At 45.8% G+C, this 26720-nt stretch carries 30 protein-coding genes; 22 read left to right on the top strand and 8 right to left on the bottom strand.

Going from position 1 to position 26720, the window contains the following annotated elements:
• Nucleotides 1-20 precede the first annotated feature (20 nt).
• Complete coding sequence (locus ACQ5BJ_RS24465; protein ID WP_262866549.1) at nt 21-551, bottom strand: hypothetical protein; 531 nt, start codon at nt 549-551, stop codon at nt 21-23.
• Nucleotides 552-851: 300 nt separating this feature from the next.
• Between ACQ5BJ_RS24465 and ACQ5BJ_RS24460 the strand changes: the two genes are divergently transcribed.
• From ACQ5BJ_RS24460 to ACQ5BJ_RS24440, 5 genes are all read left to right on the top strand, one after another.
• Nucleotides 852-2195 carry a phenylacetate--CoA ligase family protein gene (locus tag ACQ5BJ_RS24460; RefSeq protein WP_430112786.1) on the top strand — a complete coding sequence of 448 codons (1344 nt, stop codon included), beginning with the start codon at nt 852-854 and terminating at the stop codon, nt 2193-2195.
• Nucleotides 2196-2272: 77 nt separating this feature from the next.
• Nucleotides 2273-3514 (top strand): phenylacetate--CoA ligase family protein, encoded by a 1242-nt coding sequence (locus ACQ5BJ_RS24455; protein ID WP_430112783.1) that lies wholly within the window; start codon nt 2273-2275, stop codon nt 3512-3514.
• Nucleotides 3515-3567: 53 nt separating this feature from the next.
• Nucleotides 3568-4587: a bifunctional 3-deoxy-7-phosphoheptulonate synthase/chorismate mutase gene (locus ACQ5BJ_RS24450; RefSeq protein WP_430112781.1), complete on the top strand. Its 1020-nt coding sequence runs from the start codon at nt 3568-3570 to the stop codon at nt 4585-4587.
• An 81-nt stretch (nt 4588-4668) separates the two neighbouring features.
• Entirely contained in the window at nt 4669-5283 is a 615-nt protein-coding gene (locus tag ACQ5BJ_RS24445; RefSeq protein ID WP_005545958.1) for a chorismate pyruvate-lyase family protein, read from the top strand.
• Entirely contained in the window at nt 5276-5560 is a 285-nt protein-coding gene (locus ACQ5BJ_RS24440; protein WP_005545961.1) for a hypothetical protein, read from the top strand. The genes ACQ5BJ_RS24445 and ACQ5BJ_RS24440 overlap by 8 nt, the downstream gene beginning before the upstream one ends.
• 227 nt (nt 5561-5787) lie before the next feature.
• On the opposite strand, the gene ACQ5BJ_RS24435 is transcribed toward ACQ5BJ_RS24440, so the two are convergent.
• Together ACQ5BJ_RS24435 and ACQ5BJ_RS24430 are read right to left on the bottom strand one after the other, a co-directional pair.
• Nucleotides 5788-6075, bottom strand: coding sequence for a hypothetical protein (locus ACQ5BJ_RS24435; protein ID WP_268594595.1), 288 nt, complete (start codon nt 6073-6075; stop codon nt 5788-5790).
• Between the two features lie 17 nt (nt 6076-6092).
• Complete coding sequence (locus ACQ5BJ_RS24430) at nt 6093-6365, bottom strand: hypothetical protein (protein ID WP_268598848.1); 273 nt, start codon at nt 6363-6365, stop codon at nt 6093-6095.
• A 120-nt stretch (nt 6366-6485) separates the two neighbouring features.
• Here ACQ5BJ_RS24430 and ACQ5BJ_RS24425 point away from each other — a divergent pair, with 120 nt between their 5' ends.
• Nucleotides 6486-7268 (top strand): CPBP family intramembrane glutamic endopeptidase, encoded by a 783-nt coding sequence (locus ACQ5BJ_RS24425; RefSeq protein WP_163979029.1) that lies wholly within the window; start codon nt 6486-6488, stop codon nt 7266-7268.
• Between the two features lie 232 nt (nt 7269-7500).
• Here the strand turns inward: ACQ5BJ_RS24425 and ACQ5BJ_RS24420 are convergent, their stop codons facing one another.
• Nucleotides 7501-7755, bottom strand: a complete 255-nt coding sequence (locus tag ACQ5BJ_RS24420) for a hypothetical protein (protein ID WP_021253290.1) — start codon at nt 7753-7755, stop codon at nt 7501-7503.
• A 189-nt stretch (nt 7756-7944) separates the two neighbouring features.
• Here ACQ5BJ_RS24420 and ACQ5BJ_RS24415 point away from each other — a divergent pair, with 189 nt between their 5' ends.
• The 7 genes from ACQ5BJ_RS24415 to ACQ5BJ_RS24385 all read left to right on the top strand — a co-directional run bounded on the left by ACQ5BJ_RS24415 (nt 7945) and on the right by ACQ5BJ_RS24385 (nt 12102).
• Entirely contained in the window at nt 7945-8109 is a 165-nt protein-coding gene (locus ACQ5BJ_RS24415; RefSeq protein WP_005545969.1) for a hypothetical protein, read from the top strand.
• 69 nt (nt 8110-8178) lie between these two features.
• A complete protein-coding gene (locus ACQ5BJ_RS24410) occupies nt 8179-9075 on the top strand; it encodes a helix-turn-helix domain-containing protein (RefSeq protein ID WP_268622369.1) in 897 nt (298 codons plus the stop codon).
• 173 nt (nt 9076-9248) lie between these two features.
• Nucleotides 9249-9626 (top strand): hypothetical protein, encoded by a 378-nt coding sequence (locus ACQ5BJ_RS24405; protein ID WP_005545973.1) that lies wholly within the window; start codon nt 9249-9251, stop codon nt 9624-9626.
• Between the two features lie 175 nt (nt 9627-9801).
• Nucleotides 9802-10230, top strand: coding sequence for a DUF86 domain-containing protein (locus ACQ5BJ_RS24400; protein WP_005545974.1), 429 nt, complete (start codon nt 9802-9804; stop codon nt 10228-10230).
• Nucleotides 10231-10321: 91 nt separating this feature from the next.
• Nucleotides 10322-10963 carry a helix-turn-helix transcriptional regulator gene (locus ACQ5BJ_RS24395; RefSeq protein ID WP_005545979.1) on the top strand — a complete coding sequence of 214 codons (642 nt, stop codon included), beginning with the start codon at nt 10322-10324 and terminating at the stop codon, nt 10961-10963.
• A gap of 311 nt (nt 10964-11274) precedes the next feature.
• Complete coding sequence (locus tag ACQ5BJ_RS24390; RefSeq protein ID WP_171418148.1) at nt 11275-11715, top strand: hypothetical protein; 441 nt, start codon at nt 11275-11277, stop codon at nt 11713-11715.
• 15 nt (nt 11716-11730) lie between these two features.
• Nucleotides 11731-12102, top strand: coding sequence for a YtxH domain-containing protein (locus ACQ5BJ_RS24385; protein WP_268622365.1), 372 nt, complete (start codon nt 11731-11733; stop codon nt 12100-12102).
• Nucleotides 12103-12205: 103 nt separating this feature from the next.
• On the opposite strand, the gene ACQ5BJ_RS24380 is transcribed toward ACQ5BJ_RS24385, so the two are convergent.
• Complete coding sequence (locus ACQ5BJ_RS24380; RefSeq protein WP_306416522.1) at nt 12206-13351, bottom strand: phosphodiester glycosidase family protein; 1146 nt, start codon at nt 13349-13351, stop codon at nt 12206-12208.
• Between the two features lie 231 nt (nt 13352-13582).
• On the opposite strand from ACQ5BJ_RS24380, the gene racE reads away from it, so the two are divergent.
• The 6 genes from racE to ACQ5BJ_RS24350 all read left to right on the top strand — a co-directional run bounded on the left by racE (nt 13583) and on the right by ACQ5BJ_RS24350 (nt 18551).
• On the top strand, nt 13583-14395 hold the full coding sequence (racE, locus tag ACQ5BJ_RS24375; protein ID WP_005545987.1) for a glutamate racemase: 813 nt from the start codon (nt 13583-13585) through the stop codon (nt 14393-14395).
• A gap of 195 nt (nt 14396-14590) precedes the next feature.
• The gene (locus ACQ5BJ_RS24370; protein ID WP_005545989.1) at nt 14591-15796 is read left to right on the top strand and encodes a M14 family zinc carboxypeptidase; all 1206 of its coding nucleotides are present in this window, start codon (nt 14591-14593) and stop codon (nt 15794-15796) included.
• Nucleotides 15797-15892: 96 nt separating this feature from the next.
• The gene (locus ACQ5BJ_RS24365; RefSeq protein ID WP_430112774.1) at nt 15893-16171 is read left to right on the top strand and encodes a hypothetical protein; all 279 of its coding nucleotides are present in this window, start codon (nt 15893-15895) and stop codon (nt 16169-16171) included.
• Nucleotides 16172-16296: 125 nt separating this feature from the next.
• On the top strand, nt 16297-16521 hold the full coding sequence (locus tag ACQ5BJ_RS24360; protein WP_005545993.1) for a DUF1450 domain-containing protein: 225 nt from the start codon (nt 16297-16299) through the stop codon (nt 16519-16521).
• A 104-nt stretch (nt 16522-16625) separates the two neighbouring features.
• Nucleotides 16626-16907, top strand: coding sequence for a hypothetical protein (locus tag ACQ5BJ_RS24355; protein WP_005545996.1), 282 nt, complete (start codon nt 16626-16628; stop codon nt 16905-16907).
• Nucleotides 16908-17024: 117 nt separating this feature from the next.
• Complete coding sequence (locus tag ACQ5BJ_RS24350) at nt 17025-18551, top strand: glycine betaine uptake BCCT transporter (RefSeq protein ID WP_268622359.1); 1527 nt, start codon at nt 17025-17027, stop codon at nt 18549-18551.
• A gap of 92 nt (nt 18552-18643) precedes the next feature.
• On the opposite strand, the gene ACQ5BJ_RS24345 is transcribed toward ACQ5BJ_RS24350, so the two are convergent.
• A complete protein-coding gene (locus ACQ5BJ_RS24345; RefSeq protein WP_430112771.1) occupies nt 18644-20626 on the bottom strand; it encodes an LTA synthase family protein in 1983 nt (660 codons plus the stop codon).
• Nucleotides 20627-20999: 373 nt separating this feature from the next.
• Nucleotides 21000-22163: a THUMP domain-containing class I SAM-dependent RNA methyltransferase gene (locus tag ACQ5BJ_RS24340; RefSeq protein WP_268598841.1), complete on the bottom strand. Its 1164-nt coding sequence runs from the start codon at nt 22161-22163 to the stop codon at nt 21000-21002.
• 82 nt (nt 22164-22245) lie between these two features.
• Between ACQ5BJ_RS24340 and ACQ5BJ_RS24335 the strand changes: the two genes are divergently transcribed.
• The 3 genes from ACQ5BJ_RS24335 to ACQ5BJ_RS24325 all read left to right on the top strand — a co-directional run bounded on the left by ACQ5BJ_RS24335 (nt 22246) and on the right by ACQ5BJ_RS24325 (nt 25758).
• Nucleotides 22246-22881 carry an O-methyltransferase gene (locus tag ACQ5BJ_RS24335; protein ID WP_268598840.1) on the top strand — a complete coding sequence of 212 codons (636 nt, stop codon included), beginning with the start codon at nt 22246-22248 and terminating at the stop codon, nt 22879-22881.
• A gap of 112 nt (nt 22882-22993) precedes the next feature.
• Complete coding sequence (locus tag ACQ5BJ_RS24330; RefSeq protein WP_163979017.1) at nt 22994-24340, top strand: sodium-dependent transporter; 1347 nt, start codon at nt 22994-22996, stop codon at nt 24338-24340.
• A gap of 77 nt (nt 24341-24417) precedes the next feature.
• Nucleotides 24418-25758 (top strand): sodium-dependent transporter, encoded by a 1341-nt coding sequence (locus ACQ5BJ_RS24325; RefSeq protein WP_005546007.1) that lies wholly within the window; start codon nt 24418-24420, stop codon nt 25756-25758.
• Between the two features lie 167 nt (nt 25759-25925).
• Here the strand turns inward: ACQ5BJ_RS24325 and ACQ5BJ_RS24320 are convergent, their stop codons facing one another.
• Nucleotides 25926-26699 (bottom strand): Cof-type HAD-IIB family hydrolase, encoded by a 774-nt coding sequence (locus ACQ5BJ_RS24320; protein WP_268594594.1) that lies wholly within the window; start codon nt 26697-26699, stop codon nt 25926-25928.
• Between the last annotated feature and the right edge of the window lie 21 nt (nt 26700-26720).

Here is a 26720-nt window from a genome sequence, read left to right as displayed (position 1 = left end):
CATCGATCGCTTGCATGGTTCTAATCATCTTTTTTCTTCGGATGCATGGAGGCAAGAAGCTGTAAGATTTCATTCGATTTGACCTGATTTCCGATATTTAGGTAGGCTTTACTCAGCTTTCGAAGTACTTCTCTGACTTGTTTTTGGGTTAGGTAATTTGAACCTTGTTGATAACGGTCAAGGAGGAACGTGAAGTCCTCGATCGCTATTTTCGAACAATAGAAATAAGACTCCGGCAGATGCAGGCAGACGCTTCCGCGTAAAAAGCGAATTTCTTTTTCATTTGGATCCCATATAACTGCTTGATTCAATGCCTCCAAACTCTCTAGTGCTTTTTCTTCTTTCTCAACAAGGTTAACGGCATCACGTGATAAGAGGGCTAATGAGCTACCGTAATAGGCTTCAATAAGCGCATTATGAGGCTGGGTCTCACGTAGTTTTACAAGCTTCTCATTCGCTCTTTTCGCTGCCTTTTTGTCTCCTTCAACCCCATCTTGAAGGAGTTTTTTTGCGATCTTGAATTGTTTATCAGGATTGCTGTCAGATGACAAGTTTACCTCACCTCCAATTTGCTTCGCCGTTATTTGAAAGCCGAGTTTCTCTACGTCAACTTCTCATGATTTCAAGGGCTATATACTTGTTACGATATGTGAATCCCTACTGCAATGATTGGATGAAAAAATCACTTTTCAGAAGATATACGGCTGTCCGAGTCAAGGCTGACTTTGCTTGCATTTCATATTAGGGTGACTAGGAGGGCGAGCAGATCAACTACTTACAAATAATCATGAGAGAACGCTAGATGAATGACATGCCGAAGGATTGGATTGAAAATGGTTAGGAGGATCTTTATGAAAGCGCAAACCCATAAAATGAAGGTATCCGTGGACGAACATACATCCCATTTAGAACAATTCAAAGCTTTTTTTGAACAATTGGATGAGAATGGAATCACCATTGAGAAGCTGCCTCGGCAAAAAATTGAAGATTATCAGTTAAAAGCGATTAACGCAACACTTACTCATATTTGGAACCGCAATGAATATTATCGTTCAAAGCTGGAAGAGGCAGGCTTTACAGTGCCAGAAATTGAAAGTCTGGAGCAATTAACAAAGGTACCGTTTTTGAATAAAGACGTCATCCGAGGCGATAAGCAGAAAATCTTATGCTTGGATCCAAAGGAAATCGGTCAGGTTCACCTCACGAGCGGTACTTCGGGCAAACCTATTTATACCTCGTACTCCTTAGCTGATCAGTATGTCTATGATTTGCTGCCTAAATATTTGGAATTGTTTAAGGAAACGGATGTTGATGTGGTGGCTGTCGCCTTGCCTTATGAATTTGCTTTGCCTGGACTTGGATTTCAGCGGTTGTTTCAATTTGCTTTTGGAACAGCGGTGCTGTCACTTGGCAAAGGCGGTTACATGGCTCCCGTCGATAAGTCATTAGAGTTGATGAAGGAGTTCCAAGCTACAGTTCTGACTACGACCCCCTCCTATGCGGCGCTTTTGGCCGAAGAAAGCGAGCGGTTCGGCATCAAAATAGGTGAAGATATACGGTTGAAAAAAATAGTGCTTACAGGTGAAGGCTGCTCCTATAAATTCCGTGAGCGTTTGGAAAAATGGTGGGGATGTGAAGTGTCCTTCTTCTACGGATCGACCGAATGCGGCGTCGTTGCGGTTGAATGCAGTGAGCACAAAGGTTATCACGTGATGGAGGGACATGTAAAAGTAGAAATTATTAATCCAATTACGCTGGAAAAGCTCCCTTACGGCAAGACGGGAGAAATCGTTGTCACGACGTTGTTGCGCGAGGCCATGCCAATGGTGCGTTACCGCAGTGGGGATATCGGGTATTTACAGAAATCCAAATGTGATTGTGGTCTCACAATGGACGTTCTTCATTTGAGAGGAAGAATGGAGAACATGATTCGATTAGGGGATGAAGACTACTCACCGTTCATACTAGAACAATTTTTGATGGAAATTCCAGATGTGGGTATGTGGTATCACTTCAAATTGAATCAGGGATCTTTCAAAATTGAAGCCGAACCGTTCCGGACGGAATTAACAGACGAGCAATTGGCAACGAAAATTCGAAAGCATATGGCAGATCGGATCGGGATTGATTGCGAAGTGGAAATCAAACACGATATTCCTCGTACTTTTGGCAAAGCAACGCGAATCATCACGTAAGGCGGCTAGGAGCATGGGGCCAAGGATTTGCATTAGCCATCCCAAAGCGCCGTGTAACGCTGAAAGGAGGTGCCCTGATGACCGATATTCAGAGGGAGCGGGAGGAGAAGTTCAAGAATTTATTACTACGCCTAACGAAATCCCCTCTATATAAGGATCGATTAGCGAAATATAACATCGATAATATGGGAATGAAACACATTCAAACACTGCCATTGACAACGAAAGAAGATCTCCGAAATGCCGGCACTTTCGGACACCTAGCTGTCGAAATAAGTAAGATTGCCCAATACCACGAATCTACGGGTACAACCGGAGAACCTTCCGCTTCTTGGTTCACGCAAGAAGACATCCGAGTTGGCGGAAGACAGCTGCAGGAGTGTGGAGTCCGATTGACAGCGGATGATCTTGTATTGATTCGATTCCCGTATGCCTTGGCGCTGCCCGCCTTCTTAATGCAGCAAGCTGCCTGGCACACAGGAGCGGGGGTTGTACCTGCAAGCGGACGTACGGTAGTTACGCCATACCCGAAAGTATTAAGTCTAATGAAGCGCCTGCAAGTCACAGTATTGGCAGGACTTCCGCGCGAGATGGAGCTTCTGGCCGAGGCGGCGCGTCTCATTGGTTTGGATGTGAACGAGGATTTTCCAGCGCTGAGGGCCATTTGCGTTGCCGGTGAGTTATTGAGCGATAAACGCAAAGAGCATATCGAAAGGCTGTGGGGTGTACCTGTTTTTAATATGTATGGTTCGACGGAAACTGCGAATATTGCAACCATGTGTGAGTATGGCTCGATGCATATCGTGGAACGGGATTTTTACGTAGAAGTGCTGCATGAAGACGGTTCGGGCCCTGTTACTCAAGGAGAAAGAGGGTTTGCGGCAATCACAACACTCTCTCATCAAGCTTCTCCGTTGTTGCGTTACTTTAATGACGATATTATCTCCCTTGAACCTTCCAGGTGTGCTTGTGGGCGAGTAACGGGCAAGTTGGTGCATTACGGCAGAAGTAAGGATCGAATCGTGATCGGTGATACCATTCTAGATGCTTATGATATCCAAGAGGCCGTCTATTCGTTGACACCTGCCCCAGATGCATGGAAGGTATTGGAGCAAGAAGATGGTTTGTATGTTCTTCTTGATTCGCACGATGCTGGACAATGGAGTAGGGAGGACATCCAAACTCAATTATCTGAAAAGCTTCATTTGCCTGTCACCCTTCAAATCATTACCGACGCAACGCTTCTTGATCGAGTGGAGCTCGTGAATAACGTGCCATCGACCAAACCGGTATATATCCAGAAGCGAAATAAAGTGTAAGTCTGGTGAAGGAAAGGCTGCAGTCAATTGTGAAAAAGAGGGGTGTGCTCGTTGTGAGCGACAGATGGAAACAATTAATCACGCAATGGGATGGAATTAACCAACAATTGCTCGATCTGATGAACGAACGTGCACGAATGGCTGCGGAAATCGTTCAAGAAAAGAATAAGCAGGGTATTTCACAAGCGGAGCCAGTTGGCAACCAACAACTACTGAATGAGCTTGCTACCCTTACTTTTGCGTCCGAAATAAAAAAAGAGGCTCCAGCCGAGCGCAAGCTTCTTGTTAGCCGCCGGCATAAGAGCGAGGATACGATTATTCAAGTCAAGCATGCCGAAATCGGCGGTTCTTCGCCTGTCATCGTCGCTGGACCCTGCTCAATTGAAAGCAGAGATCAACTGCTAACGGTTGCTACTGCGATGAGGAATGCCGGCATTACCGTCTTACGAGGAGGCGCGTACAAACCGAGAACATCACCGTATGATTTTCAAGGCCTTGGCGAAGCAGGGTTGAAAATCATGAAGGAAGTGGCTGCTGAAACGGGGATGGTGACGATAAGTGAAATCATGAGCCCTATGCATATCGACATGGCAGCTCGTTACATTGACATCTTTCAGATTGGTGCCCGCAACATGCATAACTTCGATCTGTTGAAAGCCGTTGGCCAAACCCAGAAGCCTGTCCTGCTGAAACGAGGCCTTTCCGCTACACTCGAGGAATTTGTGTTTGCGGCTGAATATTTGCTATCCAGCGGGAATAACCAAGTCATGTTAATCGAGCGCGGAATTCGCACCTATGAAAGATGGACGCGCAATACACTCGATATTTCTGCTGTTCCGATATTGAAACAAGAAACTCATCTTCCGGTTCTCGTAGATGTTACCCATGCCACTGGTCGAAAGGACATTATGCTTCCATGTGCGAAAGCAGCACTAGCGGCTGGCGCAGACGGTATTATGGTCGAGGTGCATCCGAATCCGCGGGTTGCACTTTCTGATGCGAAGCAGCAGTTGAATATTGATGAATTTCACAAATTTTTGCAGGGGATCCGCGATTCCGGTCTCTATCGTTAACAGCAGGTTATCATAACAGAAGTTCCTGTACACAGGTTATAATTCAACACGAGCTGACATACGGCTAATGGAGGAAACTGTATGACAGATACCAATGGCAAGGGCTCGCGGCATGCGGGAGAGGCATTGGACTTTTTGCAGAAACTAATATTCGATTTGTTGCTAGTGACAGACGGAAGGACGACAGATTTGCTAGAAACCTTGTTGAACGAAAAGATGTGTGTAACGGTCATTCGGCAAGAGCAATTGAAAGAAGAACATGCGGATCATCAAGCGGAGTCCTCCGGCGCTCCTTTATATGTGAGAGAATCGATTTTGATAAGCGACAAAAGTGATTTTATCGTTTCTCACAATATTGCCATTGTGAACTCAAAGTACGTACCAGAATCTTTATTTGAGAAAATTGCTCACAAACAAGAGGGAATTGGCAAATCAATCAGCTCGATGGGGTTACAATCCTACAGAAAAGTGGTTGACTCTGGGCTTAAGGGTCAAGAAGAGGCTGTTGATCTGTTCCAAAAGCCAATCAATCTTCGTATCCCTGAACGGCACAGTAAAATTCCTTACAAGAGATACGATATTTTTTTTCAGTCAGTGCCAGGAATTCATATGCTTGAATATTTTAATCCAGAAGTTGTCAGATACCGTTTAAACAAGGTTAACCAATTCCAAAATGGAGGGATAAAAGATGAGTGAAGAAATGAAAGAGCATAAACCAAGTAAAAAAGAGGTAAAGGAACAAGCGAAAGAGCAAGCTAGACTTGAGAAACAAGCGAAAAAAGTAGAAAAAGAGAAACGGAAAGAAAAGAAGGAACTTGAGGAACTAGCAAAGAAAAAAGAAAAAGAGCAAGCGGAAGAGAAAGCAAAAGAACAAAAAGAGCTTAAGGAACAGCAAGAAAAAGAACAAAAAGAGCTTGAAAAACAGCAAGAAAAAGAACAGAAAGCAAAAGCAAAAGAAAAAGACAAGGAATAATAAAAGAGTTATAAATAAAATGAAAAAGGGACTCCTTCCTTATTTTGTTAAAGGGAGTGGTCCTCCGTTTTTTCAATCATTCAAACTGTACTCAACAGCGCAAATGCGCGCCCAACTCAAAAAAACCTCTGGTCAATAACGTAAGTTCATCAACCAAGAGGAGAAAACATGAAACAGAAAACCTTTTTATTTAATTGTATTAAAATGATGGATGTTAATTTCTCTCCTTATTGCTTTTTTTGACTGTTTTTCATGTGTTCAACGAATTCCGTACCTGAATTCACCATATGTTCACTGGCATGTTGTACACCAATTTTAACGGCTGCGATCAGCTTTCCAGCAGAAATATCAGATGGCTGATTCAATTCCTCCATCGCTTCAATAATTTGCTTTCCTGCCACATTCGCGCCGCTTTTTACTGCTACAGAATAGGTATTTGCGAAATGTAGAAATCCATTCTTCATATGACTAAAGAACTTTGACATTCCTTGATTACTCGTTGCCAAATGAGTCATCTCCTCTCTAAAATTACCTAATTCGGTGGTCTTTCTTGCTCATCATTAACCTGCAATACTTTATCTTCAGATAAATGCTTAGGCGTCGAAACGCTTTCCAAAGGTGGCCTAGGATCATCTTTTAGCATTGGATCTGGTTGAACCTGAATGGCTCGTTCCTTTTTGTCCATATAAAATTTTAATACTGCAACAATGACTCCGACCAGAAGGACAAATGTCAGTACACCGGCTAAGGTTAATCCGAGAATAAAGATTACGCGATCTGCAAAGCCCATTTCCTTCATACCCATGTCATTTCTCACATCCTCTCACAATAATCCAGTATATGTATGGAGTTCCCCGATAATATGGACACTTGAGTACCTTTCAGCGTAATTCCACGTTCGTCTAATCCATAAGGAGGATAAAGAATGAATTTCACGTTACTTCGAAATTTAGCTTGTCTGTTCTTAGTTGGGTCACTTCTTATCTCCCTCCAAACGCATAACTACGTATTGATGTGTTTGTGGGGAGGTTGTACCGGATTGCTTTTCATTTACAAGCCAATGCGGCCATTTCTTCTGACAACGATAGGTTTGGGTGTCGGATTTGCTATTTATCTATTCATAAACTCAAGTTGGATCCTCGATTTGAAGCCCAAAGAATGGCATATCTTTCTAAACAGATTGTCACTGATTTGTATCATCATTCCCTTGCTTGTCATGGCGTTTGTTCAAAAATTACCTTTCATGCTGTATGCGAAAAAACCGCATTGGAACGAGCAGATAGGGATACCATTTATTTGGTCAGGCTTCCGTCAGTCAAAAGTAAACGTTTTCTTGCTTATCGCAATTGCTGCGGTTTCTTTAGCTTTTATGCCATTTGTTATTCGAAACGGATGGGGCAACGTGCAAGGAATTTGGTTATTCACGCTTGCTTTTTCTATCATAAACGTGTTGGAGGAGATCATCTGGCGAGGGGTGCTTCTTAGTCGGTTCTCCGAACAATTAGGTGATAAGTGGGCGGTAATTGTGACCAGCGCAGGGTTTGGTTTACAGCATTATTCCCTTGGATTCTCTTGGGGCATTTGCATCGCCTTTGCACTGGGAGGGTTGTATTTCGGAGGAATTACGATCAAATCCAAAAGTATCATTCCCGTCGTGATTTGGCATACATGGATTAATGTTCTGATGATTCTCAGCGGTTTCTTGTAATTCAGTCCAAAATGGCAAGTGCAGCTAAATTAAAAAAAACTTAAAAATATTGAGAGCTTGTCTAATTTCACAATAAATAAATGGTATAATTAGGTTGGAGCGAGGAGCTAGTACGAGGGGAAAGCAGTGATGGAGATCAAACAAAAAACTCCCTTTTCGCAATAGGCGAATAGAGAGCTTGTATGCTGCTTATATTCAGTAAACGAGTTCGAACGGTTGCATCGTTGTGCGACTACTTAGCCAGCAGTTCAGGCAAGTTGATTTGTTCGTCAAGCTGGTCTGCGAAGCGACTCATGCATTTGCAAATAAAGTCTTTGCGGCAAATCGGGCATGGAATAGTAAGCAGTCTGCTAACATGCTTGGCACCGTGATTATAAAAGACGCGGCATAGCGTACCATCCTGCAATTTTACTTTTACTTGATAAAGGTTATCGGCATCGTTGCGTTCGATTAACGTTTTTTCCTTTACAATCGGTTCATAGGTCACGTTGGCTTCACCTGCATCCTTAAATTTTTTGCAAGTAACATATTATGTTGTTTGGGCTCGTTTGTCAATTTATTTCTTCACGATCCAGAGAAAATCCATATTCCCAAAATTAATCATTTTCATTTGCCTCACAGATGGTGATACATATAGTGAGCGATTGACTTTACGACCTAATTGGAGGATGGAACCATGCATGACGACAACTCAGAATTCAAGCAGCTAAGCGAACTCATTGCCAAAAGAAACGAGTTGCAAACGGAGATTAACTCCATTCTTGCGCGAATGACGATGAAACAGGAGGAAAGAGTGTCCAAGCTTGCTGAGAGCCTATCCGATTCATCCAAGCGCAAATAAGTCTTTTCATAATCTTGACCAATGTTCACCTCTATATTCATGGTAGGATGACAGGAGGTTCATGTTCATATGAAACGGTATACCGCTGTACAATCGCCCGTTAATACTTTATTTGAAGTAGATACAGGGCAGAAGGAGTTTATGATACCTAAAATTGAGAAGATGGTGCAGGGCAATCATCCGAAATTAACACTGGCACATTGGCATTCGCATTGGAAAATCAATTATGTAGCCGGAGGCAGCGGCCTTTGTATCATCAACGGGACAACGTATACGATTCAACAGGGTGACATTGTGCTCATCCCGCCACAGCAATTGCATCGGGTGTGCGGGACAGATCAGCTTCTGATGGAAGCATTTCATTTTGAAGTGTCTATCCAACTCAATTCATGGTGGGGCCAGGAGACGAGTTCCTATCTCCATCATATTGGACAAGCCGTACCGCATGTCCTGCAGCGGTCTTTGCTGCAATGCGGCCTGTTGTCTGATATGCTAATGGACATAAAGAATGAACTCGATCAAAGAGAAGCTGGGTTTGCAACAATTGTTCAAGCCCAATACATACGCTTTTTTACGCTGATCAACAGATATGCAAGCAGGCCGCACGCTGCATTTTCACCATCGCCATCTAGAGGAGTACAGACAATTAAAGAGGTGATTCGCGTCATGGAAAGTCAGCTAGCTTATCCGTGGACGCTGAAGAAACTCTCCGACTTGGCCCACCTAAGTCCTTCCCGATTCAGTGCATTATTCCAGCAGACGTTAGGCACATCTCCGCTCGATTATCTGATCAGACTACGATTGGCCTATGCGGCTCAGCTATTAACTTCTTCGACAGAGAAAATTATCGAAATCGCCGCTGAAAGCGGCTTCCGCAACCTGTCCAACTTCAATCGATTATTTAAAGATCACTTCCAAATGTCGCCTAGTGAATTACGTGAATTGAATGACCAGCTTCAGGCATAATACTTGGTTCTCTTCCTATTTTTATAGGGTTGCCGTAGATGTCTGTTGTTCAATGAATTGTCACAATTACAAAATTTGCTTCCGAAATTTGCAAGAAGGTATTGAGAGAAATAGGAAAGATTTTGTAATATGAGAAGTGATGAATGTAACTGACAAAGGGGCGTAGAACAGTTATGCAGAAATGGGCTATGTTCATTTTGTTCAGCATCGCGTGCCTGCTTGCCGCTGGGTTGATGCTGTTCAATATGCCAAAGCCGGAGGTCGAGGAGGCAGCTCCTGAGGGAGTCACTCTCGTTAAACTTATCGCTACAAGTGATTTTAAGTTCGACCAACCGGAGTATAAAGTGAAGGCCGGGGATAAGGTTCGCATGAAGCTTGTGAACAAATCCGGGTTGCATGGTGCTGAAATTAAGGAATTGGGCATTAATCTGCAAGATGGCCAAATGGAGAAGGACGTTGTATTTGAAAAACCGGGCAAGTATGAGATTTTGTGTTCGGTCATGTGTGGAACAGGCCACGATGATATGAAGTCGGTTCTTATTGTAGAATAATACGTTTCAGTTGAGAGAAGGGGCTGACAAGCTCCTTTTTTTCATGTTGCATACAGGGAACAGGAGATTGGTTACATATGCCGAATGTAGTAGAAGCGGGAAAGATACCAGGCCTGTTGAGAATGGTATCGCAACACCGCTTCCGAGCTAGACCATCACAGGGGAGGGCTAACGAATGTACTATGTGAACATGGAGCAGATTGAGCAGCGGCTTGATTTTATACCACAACTGATAGAGACTGTTGAACAGATTATGGTGAAATGGGATGGAAGCTTGCACTACTCTTATGCACAGGAGCGGGCGCTTCATATCGCGATCGAGATCATCACAGATGTAGGCAGCTTGCTCATAGACGGTTTTCTAATGCGTGATGCAAGCAGCTACGAGGATATTGTGGAAATTATCGCACAAGAGCAGGTTGTATCGCCACAGCTCCATGCGACATTGCTTCAGCTAGTGTCTTTGCGCAGACCGCTGGTTCAGGAGTACATGATATGGGAGAGAGATTCCATTCATTCGCAGCTTGCACACCTGCCTAAGTGGCTGCCGGAATTTGCTCAGTCTGTCCGTCAATTTGTAAGTAAGGAACTTGCGTTGAAATGATTCCTGCCTTCAACTGGGGCAAGGTTGTTGTCTGTAAGGAAGTGATGCGTTACAATGACGGTACGATGACAACCAAGGTTAAGGTGGTTACATGAAGCAACCAGTACGCAAATCATCCACACGTGAAGAGATTATGAGCTTACTCAAAACCAATGGGGCTATGTCTGTTGCCCAGCTTGCCAAGCAGCTGGAGATGACAGAAATGGGAGTAAGACGACACCTATATGCCATGCAGCAGGAACACATGCTGGATACGGAAATGGTTCGACAGCAGATGGGACGTCCCTTGCAGATGTATCGCTTGTCGGATACAGGAGATGAACAGTTCCCAAAGCAGTATCATCAACTGATTTTAGATCTGCTTCAGGAAATGGAATCTTGGCAGGATGAGAATAGTGTCCATCGATTATTCGAAGGAAGAAGACAGTCCATGCTGGAGAAATATGTGCCGCTCGTCCAAGGCAAAAACTTGGAGGAACGAGTTGAAGCGCTTGGTCACATTCAAGATTCAAACGGCTATATGGTAGAGACGGAGAAGGCGGACGATGGCAGCTGGCTGCTGCATGAGTACAATTGTCCAATTGCACAGGTTGCTCAGCATTATAAGGAACCGTGCGCATGTGAACTTGCCTTATTCCAAGATTTACTAGATAGCGATGTAGAGCGTACAGAATGTCTTGCAGAACGCGGGCAGCGCTGCACGTACAAGATTCGCCCTCGGACTAACCAGTAATACTTGTACATTGCAAGATCATTCCTTGTTCGAATGATCGGGAAGGCTGTCCATAATAGCTATGGGCAGCCTTTTTCTGATCGGTGGGAAAACGAATTGCGACGCGAGTAAGTTTTGCAATTTTATCTCATTGATTTTGCTTCCCAAATTCAGGCCGGCCTCACAGAGGTTCGGTCTATTTGCACTGATTAGGGACAAGCGGGCAAAAAAAAGTACAAGGTAAGTTGTGTCAAAGCGAGCCCCATCTTCCTATACTGTCAATACGACATGGGCATAAGCCCGGTAGATCTTGCAGCTAAGGAGGGGAGACGATGATTGAATGGAGCATCTTGCTGGCTGCTGTAGCGTGGAGTGCTGTATGTACGGCGACTGTCCTGCTCATTGTCCGAGGAATGCGTACCTTGAGAAGGGCGGATGCATGTCTTGAGGAAGGGCAGAGACTGAGCCACCAACTCCAAGTATTGACGCGTCGAGCTGACGAAGTGTTGAAGCAGTCCGAAGAGACCGTGGGGACGATTAACGAGTGGGCACAAGAATTGAAGCGTACACGCAGAGTATTACAACGCGGAAATGACGTGTTGGAACGTATCGTGGCTCAAGTTAGTCAGCGGAATGCGAATAATGCATCTGATCAGCGGCTTACGGATATGCTTCAAATGTTTGAACTCGGCTATTCAGTATGGAGCTCGATTCAAGCAAAGCGCGCTATGTCGTCTCCCCCTTCTAGTGCAAAGAATACCGGGAATGAGTGATGAGGAGGAAGAACGATGAGCAGTAACAAAAAGTCTTTTTGGGTAGGGGCATTGATCGGAAGTGTCATTGGTTCGGTATCTGCATTGCTATTCGCACCAAAGAGCGGACGCGAGCTTCGTAAAGATATTGCAGAAGGAGCACAGCAGGTTAGTGAACGTACTCAGCAGTGGGCGAAGCAAGTTGGTGACCAGACAGAAGAATTGATCACTTCTGCTAAGGGAAAGGTAGCATCCTTCAAGCAAGGCTTGAATTCATGGAGACAGCAGGACTCTGATGAAGCACAGATAGCCGCCATCTCCAGCCTGCAGGAGCCCGCTGCCGATTGGGATGAGGAAGTAACTGCGGATGTGAAAGTAAAGGATGGAGAGATTAAAGAAGCTCGATAAATATAAATATCCCTACCACCTATGTGCGTAAGCAGACAGATGGTAGGGATATTTATTGTTACCGTGTAATTATAAGCGAATGAAATAGGATTGCGAGATTACATTACCATTTGGAAGGATCAATATCGCTAGGTCTCATCCCTTCCCAAATGTTCGGGATATTTGCGTCTTCAGGATGCTCGAATACAAGAAATGCAGTAGGCAAATAACGTTCTCCGTATTGGCTTGATGGCGAATTTTTAATGACGCCGTCTTTTTCCACAAGCACAGTAGACGAACCGCCGTCCAAGTTAGCTGCAATCACTGCGCCGTTCTCAAGCATAATTTTCTGGCAGTCATATAAGTCTGCTCCAATGCTGTGAGGCTGGCGGCCATCAATAACAAGGAAGAGAATGGCTCCATCCTTGCGTTGTCCCATTACAGTTCGAGGTGCAATACCCCAGCCATCTGCATGATTGCGAATTTGCCCTTTTCCGTTAACGATCATGCGCGGCTGGAAGGTAACAGCTTCCTTCACGCCCATTTCGAGCAGCTCGCTAACCTTGAAATTACCGGCTACCATTTTGCCATCCTTATCAATACCAACAATTTGCGTATTTTGCTTGCCTACGCCATTATAATACATCTTACCGTCGTTAATGACGACACCGATGGGTTTAAACCCATTGCCTTCCCAGTTCGGATCTGCGAATCCACCGCCATTGACGCCTGCCAATGCGCCAGTGCGCTTTACCATGCTTGAGACTTTCTCGCCTCGTCCCACTTTGCCGGGAACGCCAATCCGTATTTTGGTGGGATCATTTACAATCATTAAATATCCGCTGAATGAGGCGCCTGTAGCACCAGTACCGCTTACTTCCTTATACTCGACGAGCGGCTTTTTGGCCTGCTCAGCTACAGAAGGCTTATTAATATCAATTGTTGATTTCTCGTCGCCCATTCGTTCAAATCTCGCCCAATACTCTTGTACACGCTTGTCTAATTCGGCTTGGCCGATAATGTACTTCGCCCAATGTCGATGCTGTGTTGTGATTAACGTATCCGCGATCAAGAACCGCATCTCTGTACCGGAAGGAGTTAGGAATAACCATCCGGCGCCAAGGGAGCCAACTAATAGGAAGATAGCCGCAACTATGCGAAAAATACGCCAAACCGAGCGTTTCTTCTTTAGCTTTTTTTGCTTCCCTTGCTTAGGGTTGTTAGTCCGATGGCTTGTACGGACCACATTGCGCGGGGGTAACGCTCGCATATTATTCTTTTTATTAATAGGACGTTCCGTTTGCATCTTTTTCAACCCTTTCTATTTGTCTCCACATAGTAATGACGTTTTTTGGAAGTGAAAAGTTTCCTCCGAGTTTTGCCAGTTGTGGATGACTTGAACCTTGTCCAACTTACTGATAAGATCGAGGTACGTTTTAAATAAAGAATACATATGTTAAGTAAGGTCAGTCAAACAAGAGACGAAGGAAGCGGTGTATTCGTGCAGCAAGCTATAGCTATGCTCGATTCGGGTGTTGGTGGGTTGACAGTCGTCAAGGAAGTAATGCGTCAACTGCCGCGGGAGAAAATCATCTATTTTGGTGATACAGCCCGTTCGCCTTATGGTCCTCGTACTGCTGAGGAAGTAAGGTTGTTCACTCGTCAAATCGTAGATTATCTTATTCAATACCAACCTAAAATGATCGTATTTGCATGCAATACAGCGACAGCCGCAGCATTGGAATATATTCGAGCTTACGTGCCGATTCCGGTAATCGGGGTTATTCACCCGGGTGCTAGAGCAGCCCTGTCCGCCACAAACAGCGGCTATGTTGGTGTCATTGGAACAGAAGGCACAATTCGCAGTGGAGCATATGAACAAGCGTTAAAGCGGCTGTCCCCCCACGTGGAAGTGGTCAGTCAAGCTTGTCCTCGTCTGGCACCTCTCGTGGAGAAAGGGATGTTCAGAAATAGTGCGTCAACATCCGATGTCGTTCGAGAATCACTCGAACCGCTGAATAGTGTCCCAATTGACACCCTCATTTTGGGATGTACCCACTATCCCTTTCTAGCGGATTCGATTCAGGAAGCGATAGGGCCTAAGGTTCAGCTTATTAATTCAGCAGAAGAAACAGCACGAGAAATCAGCACCATTTTACAAGATAAAGGTCAGTTAGCGAACACAGAAACAGTTCCCACTCATCAATTTTTCTGCAGCGGAGACCCGGAAATGTTCCAGAAGATTGCCTGCTTGTGGCTCGGCGAACACATTCATGCTAATCCTGTAATCTGGCAGATTTCGAAAATTATGTAATGGCTGAACTCATTCACTTGGATTCACGAACTTATACGATATTGATAATAGAGAGCGTTCCGTGAGCAGCAAGTCTGCCAGGGAGCGCTCTCTTTGTATTGTTTAGTATCATTTTCAGGTGAAATCCTGAAAGTTATGAACGTCTATGCCGCCGCATATGCTTCAACCAATAGCAGATTGGGAAAGGAGCGACAAATGGTGGCAGTTCCTTATGTGGTGCAAAAGGGAGATACCTATCTTCGCATTTGCGCGCGTCACGGTATTCAACTGCATGCTTTGCTTAGTGCGAACCCTCAGCTGCGTGCGGATGGATATGCTGTACCCGGACAGGTAATCGATATTCCAGATCCCCCCATCAATAAATATGTGGTGCAGGCAAAAGACAGGTTTTATCACATCGCGCAGCGATTTCAAGTATCAACACAGCGCCTTGCAGAGGCAAATCCAACGCTTGATCCGAGAAGATTGATACCTGGACAGCTTATGTTAATTCCTTTCGAATACAGTACGCAATGGGAAAGGAAAACGGCAGAATACGGATATGCTCAAATGATGAGAGATATTGGTCAACTGCAAAATAGCCATTCCTTCATTCGAGTTGAGCAGATCGGGAATAGTGTGATGGGGAAGCCGATACCTGCAATTATTATCGGTAAAGGCACTGTTCCCGTGCATGCCAATGGTTCTGTACATGCGAATGAGTGGATTACATCAGCCTTATTAATGCAATTTGTTGAAGATTATGCGAGGGCGTATGACAGCGGAGAGGCATGGAATGGCTGGGATGCGCTTGCTGCCTTTGAAAGAACGACATTATGGATGGTTCCTATGTCTAACCCCGACGGGGTAGAACTCGTTCAAGAGGGGATATCGCCGGAGCATCCACTTTACGCTTCCATAATGGAATGGAATCAGGGGTCGCGCAAATTTCAGCGCTGGAAGGCGAATATTCGAGGCATTGATCTTAATGATCAGTTCCCGGCTTACTGGGAGGAAGAACAAGCGCGAAGAGGCGTATATGCGCCAGCACCACTTAATTACGGTGGGACGAGACCGCTCACTGAGCCGGAAGCAATCGCGTTAGCCGAATTATCAGAACGAATTCCTTTTGAAATGGCACTGTCCTTCCATACCCAGGGACAAGAAATTTATTGGAACTATCGAGATTATGAGCCAGATGATGCATGTAGCTGGGCAGAACGGTTTCAAAGGGCGAGCGGATACCGGGCAGTGAAGCTGTCGGGAAGCGATGCCGGCTACAAGGATTGGTTCATACAGCGCTACAGGAAGCCTGGATTCACTATCGAGGTCGGCAATGGCGTTAGTCCGCTGCCGCTGGATGACTTTGATGCCATGTACCGGGAAGTGGCTGCAATTATGAAGGAAGCCCTGCTTCCATAAGACTAGAAGGCCTAGAAAATAAATGGGACGCGCGTGATTCACTCCTGCATGTTCTAGAATTCGCTACGCACACTAATGAGTAGGAGGTGTGCAAAATTGGCGAATCCCACTTCGAGAGGCCCATCTCAAAAACCACGCCCTAAGCGATCTTGGCAGAGGTTGTGGTTGCTGCTCAGTTCAGTGCCAAGACTGCTGACATCCAAGCGTGTTCCTTTTTGGGAAAAAGCAATATTTGTAGGTGTAATCGCTATTTACTGGATAATCCCATTTGATTTAATTCCCTTTATGCCGATTGATGACATTATTTTTACCTTAATTCTGTTGCCTTGGTTTTCCAAGCATGCTCTAAAATATGAAAATGCGAACCAAAAATGACGGAATGTGACGCAAAAGGTTGCTTCTCGCCCCGGGTTCCCGTACAATGACATAGAGGTTGGCGAACGCAACAATTTCATTGCGAAAGTACAACAAGACAATGGGGTAAAGCGGAGTGAAGAACAATGGCGAACGATATTCGTATTTGTGATAAATGTCGGCATATCAAAATGAAGACTTTTTTACCGAAAGTCAAAGGTCTGGATCCGGAAGCGGATATCAAGATTGGCTGTAAGTCATACTGTGGGCATTGCGCCAAGCGAGTGTTCATCTATATCAATGGTCGGTACGTAATTGCTCCGACAGAGGATGAAGCAATTGAAAAGGCAAAGCCTTTTGTCAAAAAGTAAGTTTTTAACCGCATAGAAAAAGCTGCGAAGCGATATCCTAATCGTTGGAGACTACTCCCTGTTTGGGAACATTCCATACTCTGGCGAAGAAGGAGGCTCGCAGCATGTCCAAATATGACTCAAGCTTGCAATCGCAAAATCCGATTTCGCAAGCGCAGAACGCAGTCAAGACAGCGCACAACGCTGTATCTCAAGCAATGTCACATCCTTCGGACCAATCCGTCTATCAGGCGGAGCAATCTCTTCAACATGCTGAGCGCGCCGTACAACAGGCCGCAGACAGCGATAATCCACATCCGGTCCAATTAGCTGAAGAAATGCTTGCAGCGGAGCAATCCCGGCTGAATTCCATTGGCGCAGACCAACTGGATTCCTTTGAGGGATAGGTGTACGCAATTTTATTGTCTTTATCGTCATGATATTTGTTCTTGTCCCGGACTATGTCTGGGATTTTTTTACCCTTCCACCGCCGACATCAAGTCTTAGCATCTGGGAGTGAGGTTATGGTATTTGGTATATCAGTAGTCGTTATTTTAGCGTTTGTCATTTGGGGATTCCTTTCTCCGGAAAGCTTATCCACACAATCCAGCGCGGCCTTGTCGTTTACGACTGAACGTTTTGGATGGTTCTATTTGATTACAGCGTTAATCATCTTGGTTTTCTGTCTTTATCTTGCTTTTGGGAAGTTCGGACATATCACATTAGGCAATGATGATGATGACCCGGAGTATTCCAATATATCTTGGTTCGCCATGCTGTTCAGCGCAGGGATGGGGATCGGGCTTGTATTCTGGGGAGTGGCCGAACCTATCAGCCATTACATAAATCCGCCAACGTTGAAAGGGATGACGCCTGGTGCAGCGAATGAAGCGCTGCGGTACTCCTTCTTCCATTGGGGATTGCATCCTTGGGGCATTTATACGCTTGTCTCGCTGGGAATTGCCTACTTTACTTTCCGCAAAGGTCATAATGGGTTAATTAGCTGGACCTTTGAGCCGCTGCTTGGTGAGCGAGTGAAGGGGCCGATTGGGAAGACAATCGACATATTGGCTATTATTGCAACGGCCTTCGGGGTGGCAACATCACTTGGGCTTGGAGCCATGCAAATCAATGGCGGGCTTGCGCATACGTTCGGCATACCGAGCAATGCAACGGTGCAAGTCATTATTATTGCGATTGTAACCGTGTTGTTCCTTACTTCTGCAGTGACGGGACTGGACAAGGGAATTCGTATTCTTAGCAATGTGAATTTGCTGATCGCATTAGGCTTGCTTTTGTTCACGTTGCTACTCGGACCAACTTCATTTATATTCGATTCCTTTACAACGACGCTTGGCGGGTATTTGCAAAATATTATTCAGATGAGTCTGCGGTTGACTCCGTTCACCGAGGATTCGTGGGTAGCGAGCTGGACCTTGTTCTATTGGTCCTGGTGGATTGCATGGGCACCATTCGTTGGCTCTTTTATCGCGCGAGTCTCTAAGGGAAGAACGATCAAGGAGTTCGTACTGGGAACAATGCTGCTGCCAAGTGGATTCAGTTTCATATGGTTCTCTGTTTTCGGCGCAACCGGACTTAAGCTGGAGATGTTCGATGGCCTGCCGATCGTAGAGTCGGTTAAAAAGGATATTACATCTGCGCTGTTCGTAACGCTGGATGCGCTGCCAGGCGGCAGTTTTATTGCCATTCTAGCAACGCTGCTCATTATTACCTTCTTCGTTACGTCCGCGGATTCGGCAACATTTGTCCTGGGAATGATGTCAACGAACGGGGATCCGAATCCGAGCGCGCCGATTAAAATAGCGTGGGGGCTATTCCAATCGCTCATCGCTACCGTGCTGCTGCTGGGAGGCGGTTTGGAGGCATTGCAGACCGCATCTATCCTCACAGCGCTGCCGTTTGCGGTAATATTGCTTGGCATGTGCTTCTCGATAACAAGGGCGTTACGCAAGGAGGAACGGGATTATCGCTTGAAGGAAAAGCGCAGACGCCGTAAAGTGGACAAACTGCTGGAACAGGAAGATTTATGATAACAGTTGTCGTGGGTGCACGGCATTCATGAATAACAGGTAATAGTGGAAGAGCCGCTTGCGTATATGCAGCGGCTCTTTCTTTGTTTGTGTTATTTTTTGCGTTCTCGCAACTGCTGAATGGCATTGTTTATAATGACCTTATCGGAAATTTGCAGCCGATTATTCGCCTCTGCTGCGAACGGCTGGCACGCTGCTGCATCTGTTGGTTGACGAGTTCCATAATCGTAGCAGGTTCCATGTTCGAATAATCCGTCAGCAGACGGTACATAAAATACTTTGCCGTTTGTGAAGGAGCCATTGCGAAGTACGACTAATCGATTCGCCGGATTCAGCAAATTCTGACCCATGAGGTGCTTGTCGCTCGAATCGATTCCAAGCCAGTGCAGGAGTGTCGGTTCGATATCGAGCTGACCGCTTACGGTATCATAGGTTCCTGCATTTGCCCCATCAGGCAAATGGACGATGAGTGGAACTTGATTTTTCATCTCCAGCATATCCAGATCACTAATCTCATGGCCCAGCATTCGAGCAAGCGGTTCGCGATCATCAATGGAATTGTCGTGGTCACCATACATCATCCATATCGTCTTGTCCCATAGACCACGCTGCTTCAAATCTTGAATCATATCACCCAGTGCCGCATCTACGTAATGAATAGCTTGCAAATAGTCGCCGAAGATGGTGTCCTGATACGGTTCTACATTAAGCTCTTGTTTATCTGCAGGCAGCTTGTACGGATGATGGCTGGTCAGCGTAATCAAGAAGCTGTAAAATGGCGATTTGTTATCCGCCATATGTGCCACCGATTGTCGAAGGAACGATTTATCACCAAGAGACCATCCAAGCGGCTCGTCTATTTTATAGTCAGTGCGGCTCATGAACTTATCGTATCCCATATTGCTGTACATGATATACCGATTCCAGAATCCCGCATCGTAGGCATGATATGCACCTGTAGAGTAGCCAGATGATTTCAAAATAGAAGGCAGTGAATCATAGGTTTGACCTGGATACCGAATAAAAACAGAACCAGTTGGCAAAGGGTGAAGGCTGGCATTTACGCCAAAGTCCGCATCTGAAGTGCGTCCTTGTCCGGTTTGATGGAAGAAACGACTAAAATACATGCTTTCCTTCAGCAATTTGTTCATATTCGGTGTAATCTCTTGCCCATTATAGGATTTGCCGATTACGAAATTCTCGAAAGCCTCTGCCTGTACAATGATGACATTGCTGTCTTTGTATTTGCCGAAGGAAGCAGGCGGGCCTTGCAGCTTCGCGCGATGATCGTCAAACCACTGCCCGACCTTATTCAATTCTTCTTCGCTTAGCTTATTTCCGCCGAACCAATTCAGCTCAGCATAGCGGTACACATCATACCCATGAAATCCGAACAGTCCGGTTATGTTATATATGGACGCATTCCACCAATTGCCCGTGAAGACGCCTGAGGCCCAGGTCGTCGTTGCTTGATGGATGGGCACTGCCATCATCAACACGCCAATAACAAGGCTGAGCGTACTAGTGATTAAGCGGGTAACCCAAGCGGGACGACGGCGACGCTCACCGCTAAGCAAATATCCGCCTCTATGTTCTTTATGTTCCTTGGACTGTGCTCGGAAGTACATAATGGACAACGGTATCACAATGATCCAGTCTAGGAACAGCCAGATGTCACCGAGATGGATTAGGGAAGCGATACTGTCCCCAAGCGAGCTTACTTGTCCAGCTTGCAGCAGCACCGGAACAGTGATGAAATCTTGGAAATAACGAAAATATACCAAGTCCGAAAAAATAAGAATTGTGAGTAGTACATTCAACACTAACAGTACAATCGTACGCCAGCGCTTTGACAGCCAGAACGTCCACCCAGCTATGATAAGTAATGTGCCTAGAGCTACAAAAAAGTCAGGTGTGCTCATTGTCATATATGGAATGGATAAAGTGCGATCGAACCAAACGAGCTTCCACATCATTAAGGCGATAAACCATACCATAGCGAATCGTCCGAATATGGACGAGATAGTGAGACGATGGCTGGAGGTATTATACGAGCCATACATAGACGAATTCATACTTCCATCCTTTCTGTACATCTTCTACAAACACTCTACATCATACCAGATTTTACGAAAATGTAATAATTGAAAAAGAAGGTACCCGCGATAGAGGCTATATGATTTTGTTGATTTACCAAATTTTAAAAAACAAAGGCGTAATTGTTTTTTAAACTATTTTGTTTAGTGAGTAGTCAAAAAGGGCCGCTATGTGAATACATATTGTATGGTTTCGAGAGGAAAAACCAATCCGTGCCGCGAATCATACACGTTATAGGAAAGAGGCTGTTCGATGTGTTGAACAGCCCCTTGGACATACTTATATAGTGGTTCATGTTCATGCCATCCTGTAAGTCAAATAAGAATGCATAGCACATTCACCTGATTCGTATTAGGCCTGAGTAGACTCGTCTGTCCGCGGTTTGCGAGGAGGAAGAGGGCCTAAGTATTGATACAATTGGCATTCGATATTGCCGTTGTACAGCTTGCGCCGCTTCGTAGCCGGATCGCCGATTCTATGCTCGAATTGGCGGTTCGGACTGATGACGAACATTGACCAGGTCGGCAGCGTCTTATAAAGGAAGCCGAGCTGACGAATCATGCGGTCGACCTCATCCTGTTCATTCAAGCGTTCCCCGTATGGCGGGTTCGTAAGAATGACGCCGTAATCCCCAGTTGGCTTAGCTTGAGCAACCGGTGCTACATGGAACTGTATTTCACGTCCGAAGCCTGCGCTCTTCGCTGCTGCTTCTGCTAAGCGGATCGCTTCTGGATCAATATCTGAACCGGCTATCTGCAGTTCAATATCGTCTCGTACCGCATCGAATGCCTCGTCACGAGCTTCTTCCCAATACGATTCACCGATGATTGGCCAAGCTTCGCTTGAGAAAGAACGGCGCAATCCAGGAGCAACATTCCATCCAATCATAGCTGCCTCGATAAGCAGTGTACCCGATCCGCAGAATGGATCATACAGCGGGCGTTCAGGATTCCAGCGGCTGAGCTGAACAAGTGCGGCAGCCATTGTTTCCTTCAATGGGGCTTTGGCTGTCAATTTGCGATAGCCCCGCTTGTGCAGGCCGGCGCCAGTTGTATCTAATGTAATTGTTGCAATATCGTTTAGCAGGGACACTTCAATCCGGTATAAAGGACCTGTCTCCTCAAACCATTCAATATGATACTGCTGCTTTAATTTATCAACGACAGCCTTTTTCACGATACCTTGGCAAGCCGGCACGCTGGACAGCTGAGACTTATGTGAACGTCCATCGACAGGGAATTCGCCGTGCGCTGGAATCCATTCATGCCAGTCAATGGCCTTCGTTCCTTCAAATAGATCATCGAAGGTACGGGCAGGGAATTGTCCCATCTTAACGAGGATGCGATCTGCAGAACGCAGCCATAAATTAGCGCGGCACACATCCAGCGGCCCGCCAGTAAAATGAACGCGCCCATTTTCCGTTTGAGTGTCATATCCTAATTGTTGCAATTCGCGGGCAACGATAGCTTCAAGGCCCATCGGTGCGGTTGCGATTAACGACCAAGGTCGACTCATGATAATCATTCAACTCCGTTTTCTTGTCTGACTTGTACTCATATGGCATTCATCATATCATAAAAAGCAGGAGGTTGTGAAAATGTCTAATGATGCGGTTGAAACCTATTTGGAACAGCTCTATAAGAAGGACGATATTTTAGAGCGGATTAAGGAAAATATTCGGGAAAATGGCTTGCCGGACATATCGGTGCATGAAGGATACGGAAGATTGCTGACAATGCTTGTCCGTATGATCGGTGCACAGCGCGTTCTGGAAATTGGTGCGCTAGGCGGTTACAGTGGTTGTTGTCTGCTTCGCGGAATGTCGGCGGAAGGCAAGCTGGTATCCCTCGAACTGCGGCAGGATTATGCAGATATTGCAAAGAGAAACTTGACGGAAGCGGGATACGGAGGTCAAGTGGAGTATAGAGTCGGTGAAGCGATGTATGCTTTGGAAGAGCTGGAGAAGGAGCAGGCTACGTTTGACTTTTTCTTTATTGATGCGGACAAAGGGAATTATCCGAACTACTTGGAATATGCCATACGCTTGGCTCGTCCAGGCGCCATCATTGCGGGGGACAACTTGATGCTGCGCGGCCGAACGCTCGATGAGGCCAAACAGGGACCAGCTGTACAGGCGATGCGGCTCTTTAATGAAAGAATCGCTCAGGATGAACGTCTCATTAGCACGCTGCTTCCAGCATATGACGGTTTGGCGCTTGCGATTGTTCGATAACCGTAATTTGGCGTATGAAATCGCCTCTGAAGTCCTAAAATCTTGAGTGGTGCCGCACTCTCTTATGTTATAATATGTGACGGCAACTAGACGATGAAGGATGGATCATAAGATGAAATCGGAAGAACAATGGACGTCCAGACTTGGATTTATACTGGCTTCTGCTGGAGCTGCTATTGGACTGGGAGCAATATGGAAATTTCCAAATGTAGTTGCAACGAGCGGCGGCGGAGCCTTTTTCCTTGTATTTATATTATTTACATTCGGTATCGGGCTTCCGCTTCTTCTTGCTGAGTTCCTTATCGGTCGTGGAACAGGCAAGGAGGCAGTCTCTGCTTATCGAGACTTGGCACCGAATAGCCGTTGGCATTGGATAGGGTATTTAGGAATGGCAACGTGCTCACTGCTGCTCTCCTTTTATAGTGTAGTAGGCGGATGGATCGTGCTGTATTTCCTTCGTTCGATTAGCGGCACATTGCTGGAGAACGGACGAGATTACGGGCAGCTGTTTTCACAGACTGTGGCAGATCCATGGTTTGCAGTATTGTCCCAAGGAGCCTTTATACTGCTCACTATTCTGGTAGTAGCAAGAGGAGTGAAGTCCGGGATCGAACGGGCAAGTCGCATTTTAATGCCAGGATTGTTTGTACTATTCCTTGTGCTGATCGTACGTTCTTTGACACTGCCGGGCATGTACGAGGGAATTGTATATTTTCTGAAGCCGGATTTCAGCAAATTGACTTCGGCAGCGCTGCTGAACGCGCTTGGGCAGTCATTCTTCTGCTTGAGTGTCGGGGGCTCCTGTATGGTCACGTACAGTTCCTATCTGAATAAGAAGGAATCACTCGGCAAGCCTGCCCTATCTGTCGTTGGGTTAAATGTTATGACATCATTCATGGCAGGTATTGCAATATTCCCTGCGTTGTTTGCGTTAGGAATGAAGCCGGTGGACGGCCCAGGATTACTGTTCGTGACCCTGCCGAATGTATTCGAGCAGTTGCCGTACGGCAGTATATTTATCGCGGTATTCCTTGCATTATTCCTGTTTGCAACATTGACATCCGCGTTCTCTTTGCTCGAGATCGTGGTTGCTGCCTTCTCGCATCAAGATGCAGTGCGCAGACAGCGGATGTGCTGGATATTTGGGACGATCATTTTTGTGTTAGGCGTACCGTCGGCACTGTCGTTTGGGGTTGGCAGCGAACTGACCTGGATGAACAAAAATGTATTCGAATGGGCGGACTTCGCGGTAACGAATGTGATGCTTCCGTTAGGGGTGCTGCTTATTTCTGTATTTGTCGGCTTCCGATATCCGCGGGAGCGTTTGAAGGAAGAATGGAGCACGATGCCCTCTATGTGGCATAAGGGATTAGTTGTATATATGGTGCTATTGCGCTACGTATTGCCGATTATTGTAGGTATTGTGTTTTTGCATGGGATGAACTGGCTTCCGTTCTAAAGTACAGCGATTACGAATGAGGCGACATAGAGTAAAAGAGATGGGACAACGAGAAAGAACGGTTGCGGGAGGAATTCATGAAGGCTACAGAACAATGGACATCGAAGATTGGATTTATACTTGCCTCGGCGGGATCGGCAATAGGCCTCGGAGCGATATGGAAGTTTCCGAATGTAGTTGCCACAAGCGGTGGCGGGGCATTTTTTCTATTGTTCCTTATATTTACACTGGGGATTGGTTTGCCGCTGCTCATTGCTGAATTTGTAATTGGCCGTGGAACAGGCAAGGAAGCGATTAGAGCCTATAAGGAAATTGCGCCGGGAACGCGCTGGCATTGGACGGGTTATTTGGGGATGGGAACCTGCTTCCTGCTGCTTTCCTTCTATAGCGTTGTAGGGGGATGGATTTTGCTCTATCTCTCTCGTGGGATTGTAGGCGGATTGCTTGTAGCGGGCAGAAATTATGATGAACTGTTCGCACAGACCGTATCTAATCCTTGGACTGCTGTTATGGCGCAACTATCCTTCATGCTGATTACGATCGTCGTCGTAGGGCAGGGGATAAAGTCCGGGATTGAGCGGGCAAGCCGTATTTTAATGCCGGGTCTATTCATTTTGTTCCTTGTACTCATAATCCGTTCACTTACGCTTCCAGGGATGAGTGAAGGACTTGAATATTTCCTTAAGCCAGACTTTAGCAAGCTGACAGGACAAGCTATATTGAATGCCCTTGGCCAATCGTTCTTCTGTCTCAGTGTCGGTGTATCTGTAATGGTTACGTACAGCTCATACCTGAACAAGAAAGAATCTTTGGTAAAATCGGCGACTTCCGTCGTTATCTTGAATGTGCTCACTTCCTTAATGGCGGGAATTGCGATTTTCCCAGCATTATTCGCTTTGGGAATGAAGCCGCAAGAAGGTCCGGGACTGCTGTTTGGTACTTTGCCGGCTTTATTTGAACAAATGCCTTATGGCGGAATTTTTATTACATTATTCCTAGCGTTGTTTTTGTTTGCTGCATTGACTTCCGCGTTCTCGATGTTGGAAATATTGGTGTCAGGCTTCTCGGGAGGCAACAAAATCAATCGAAAGCGTTTGAGCGTCTTGTTCGGCTTATTGATATTTGTTGTTGGCGTCCCATCTGCGTTGTCCTTCGGCGTATTGTCAGAGATTCAACTCTTTGGTTTAACCATCTTTGAAATGGCGGATTTTGCGGTGACGAATATATTGATGCCGATTGGTGTACTGCTAATCGCTCTGTTCGTCGGTTATCGATTCCCTAAGGCACGATTGAAGCAAGAGTTCCGTACGGAAGCGGTTTGGTGGCAGAAGGGACTCGCAATGTATCTCATGCTGCTACGTGTGGTCATTCCAATTGTCATTGTGCTTGTATTCTTGAATCTTCTGCACATCGTATAAGGAATGTACAAAAATGTTACATGGATATAAGCTTTATCGATGGCATCTAGATTTAACAGCAGCTATACTTGCACCGCATAAAAGAGGTTAGCTAGAAGTAAAATCGAAAAAAGAGCAAACATGAAAAAATCTCCGGTTTTCCAGCCGGAGGTTTTTTGCGTAGGAGGCTATAGAAGACCGATCGCCTGCAGACCGTTTCGAATCCCATCTTCGTTGTGGGAAGTTGTCACTACATTCGCGTATGATTTGACATCGGGGGATGCGTTGCCCATAGCCACTCCTATGCCTGCGAATTGCAGCATTTCAATATCATTGGTGCCGTCGCCAAATGCACAGCACTGTTCACGTGAGAATCCGCCGTATTCAAGCATCTTTTGCAGACCGACGGCCTTTGAAATATTGCCATGCAGAAAATCTACCGCATTCGGATGCCAGCGGTGCTGCTGATAATCAGGGAAATGAACAGCATATTCCTTGCCTTCCTGTTCATTGCAGAACAGCAAAATTTGATAGACAGACTTGTCTTGATCGCTGGCCTGCCGTAAAGGCAAGCGTCCGATCTGGAATTGCTTAAGCGCATCACTAATGGAGTCCTGTCCCATGGAGGACTGCATTGCATCTGCCTGCAAATAGACAAGCGGATGATTGCGTTTCGTTGCCATATCGGTTAAGCGTTCAACCTCAGCGGCCGGCAGCGGATTATCATGGACGACCTTTCCTTCAAAGACGGCGTATTGTCCGTTCATAGAGACGAAGGATCGTATATTGAGTTCTTCGCATACCCATTGGAAGGATGCTGGACAGCGGCCAGTTGCAATGGCCGTATAGACCCCAGACTGCTGCAGTTGAGCAATTGCTTGCTTCGTCGAGGGATTTATTTGTTTTTTCTCATTCAATAATGTCCCGTCTATGTCAAAAAATACGATGCTCCTAGTCATCATTATCTCTCCCTCTCTCATCGG

The sequence above is a fragment of the Paenibacillus sp. B1-35 genome (genome assembly GCF_050474385.1).
In the GTDB taxonomy this organism is placed as follows: domain Bacteria; phylum Bacillota; class Bacilli; order Paenibacillales; family Paenibacillaceae; genus Paenibacillus_B; species Paenibacillus_B alvei.
The sequence above is the reverse complement of the archived record's forward strand: the minus strand, read 5'-3'. Positions and strand labels throughout refer to the sequence as shown.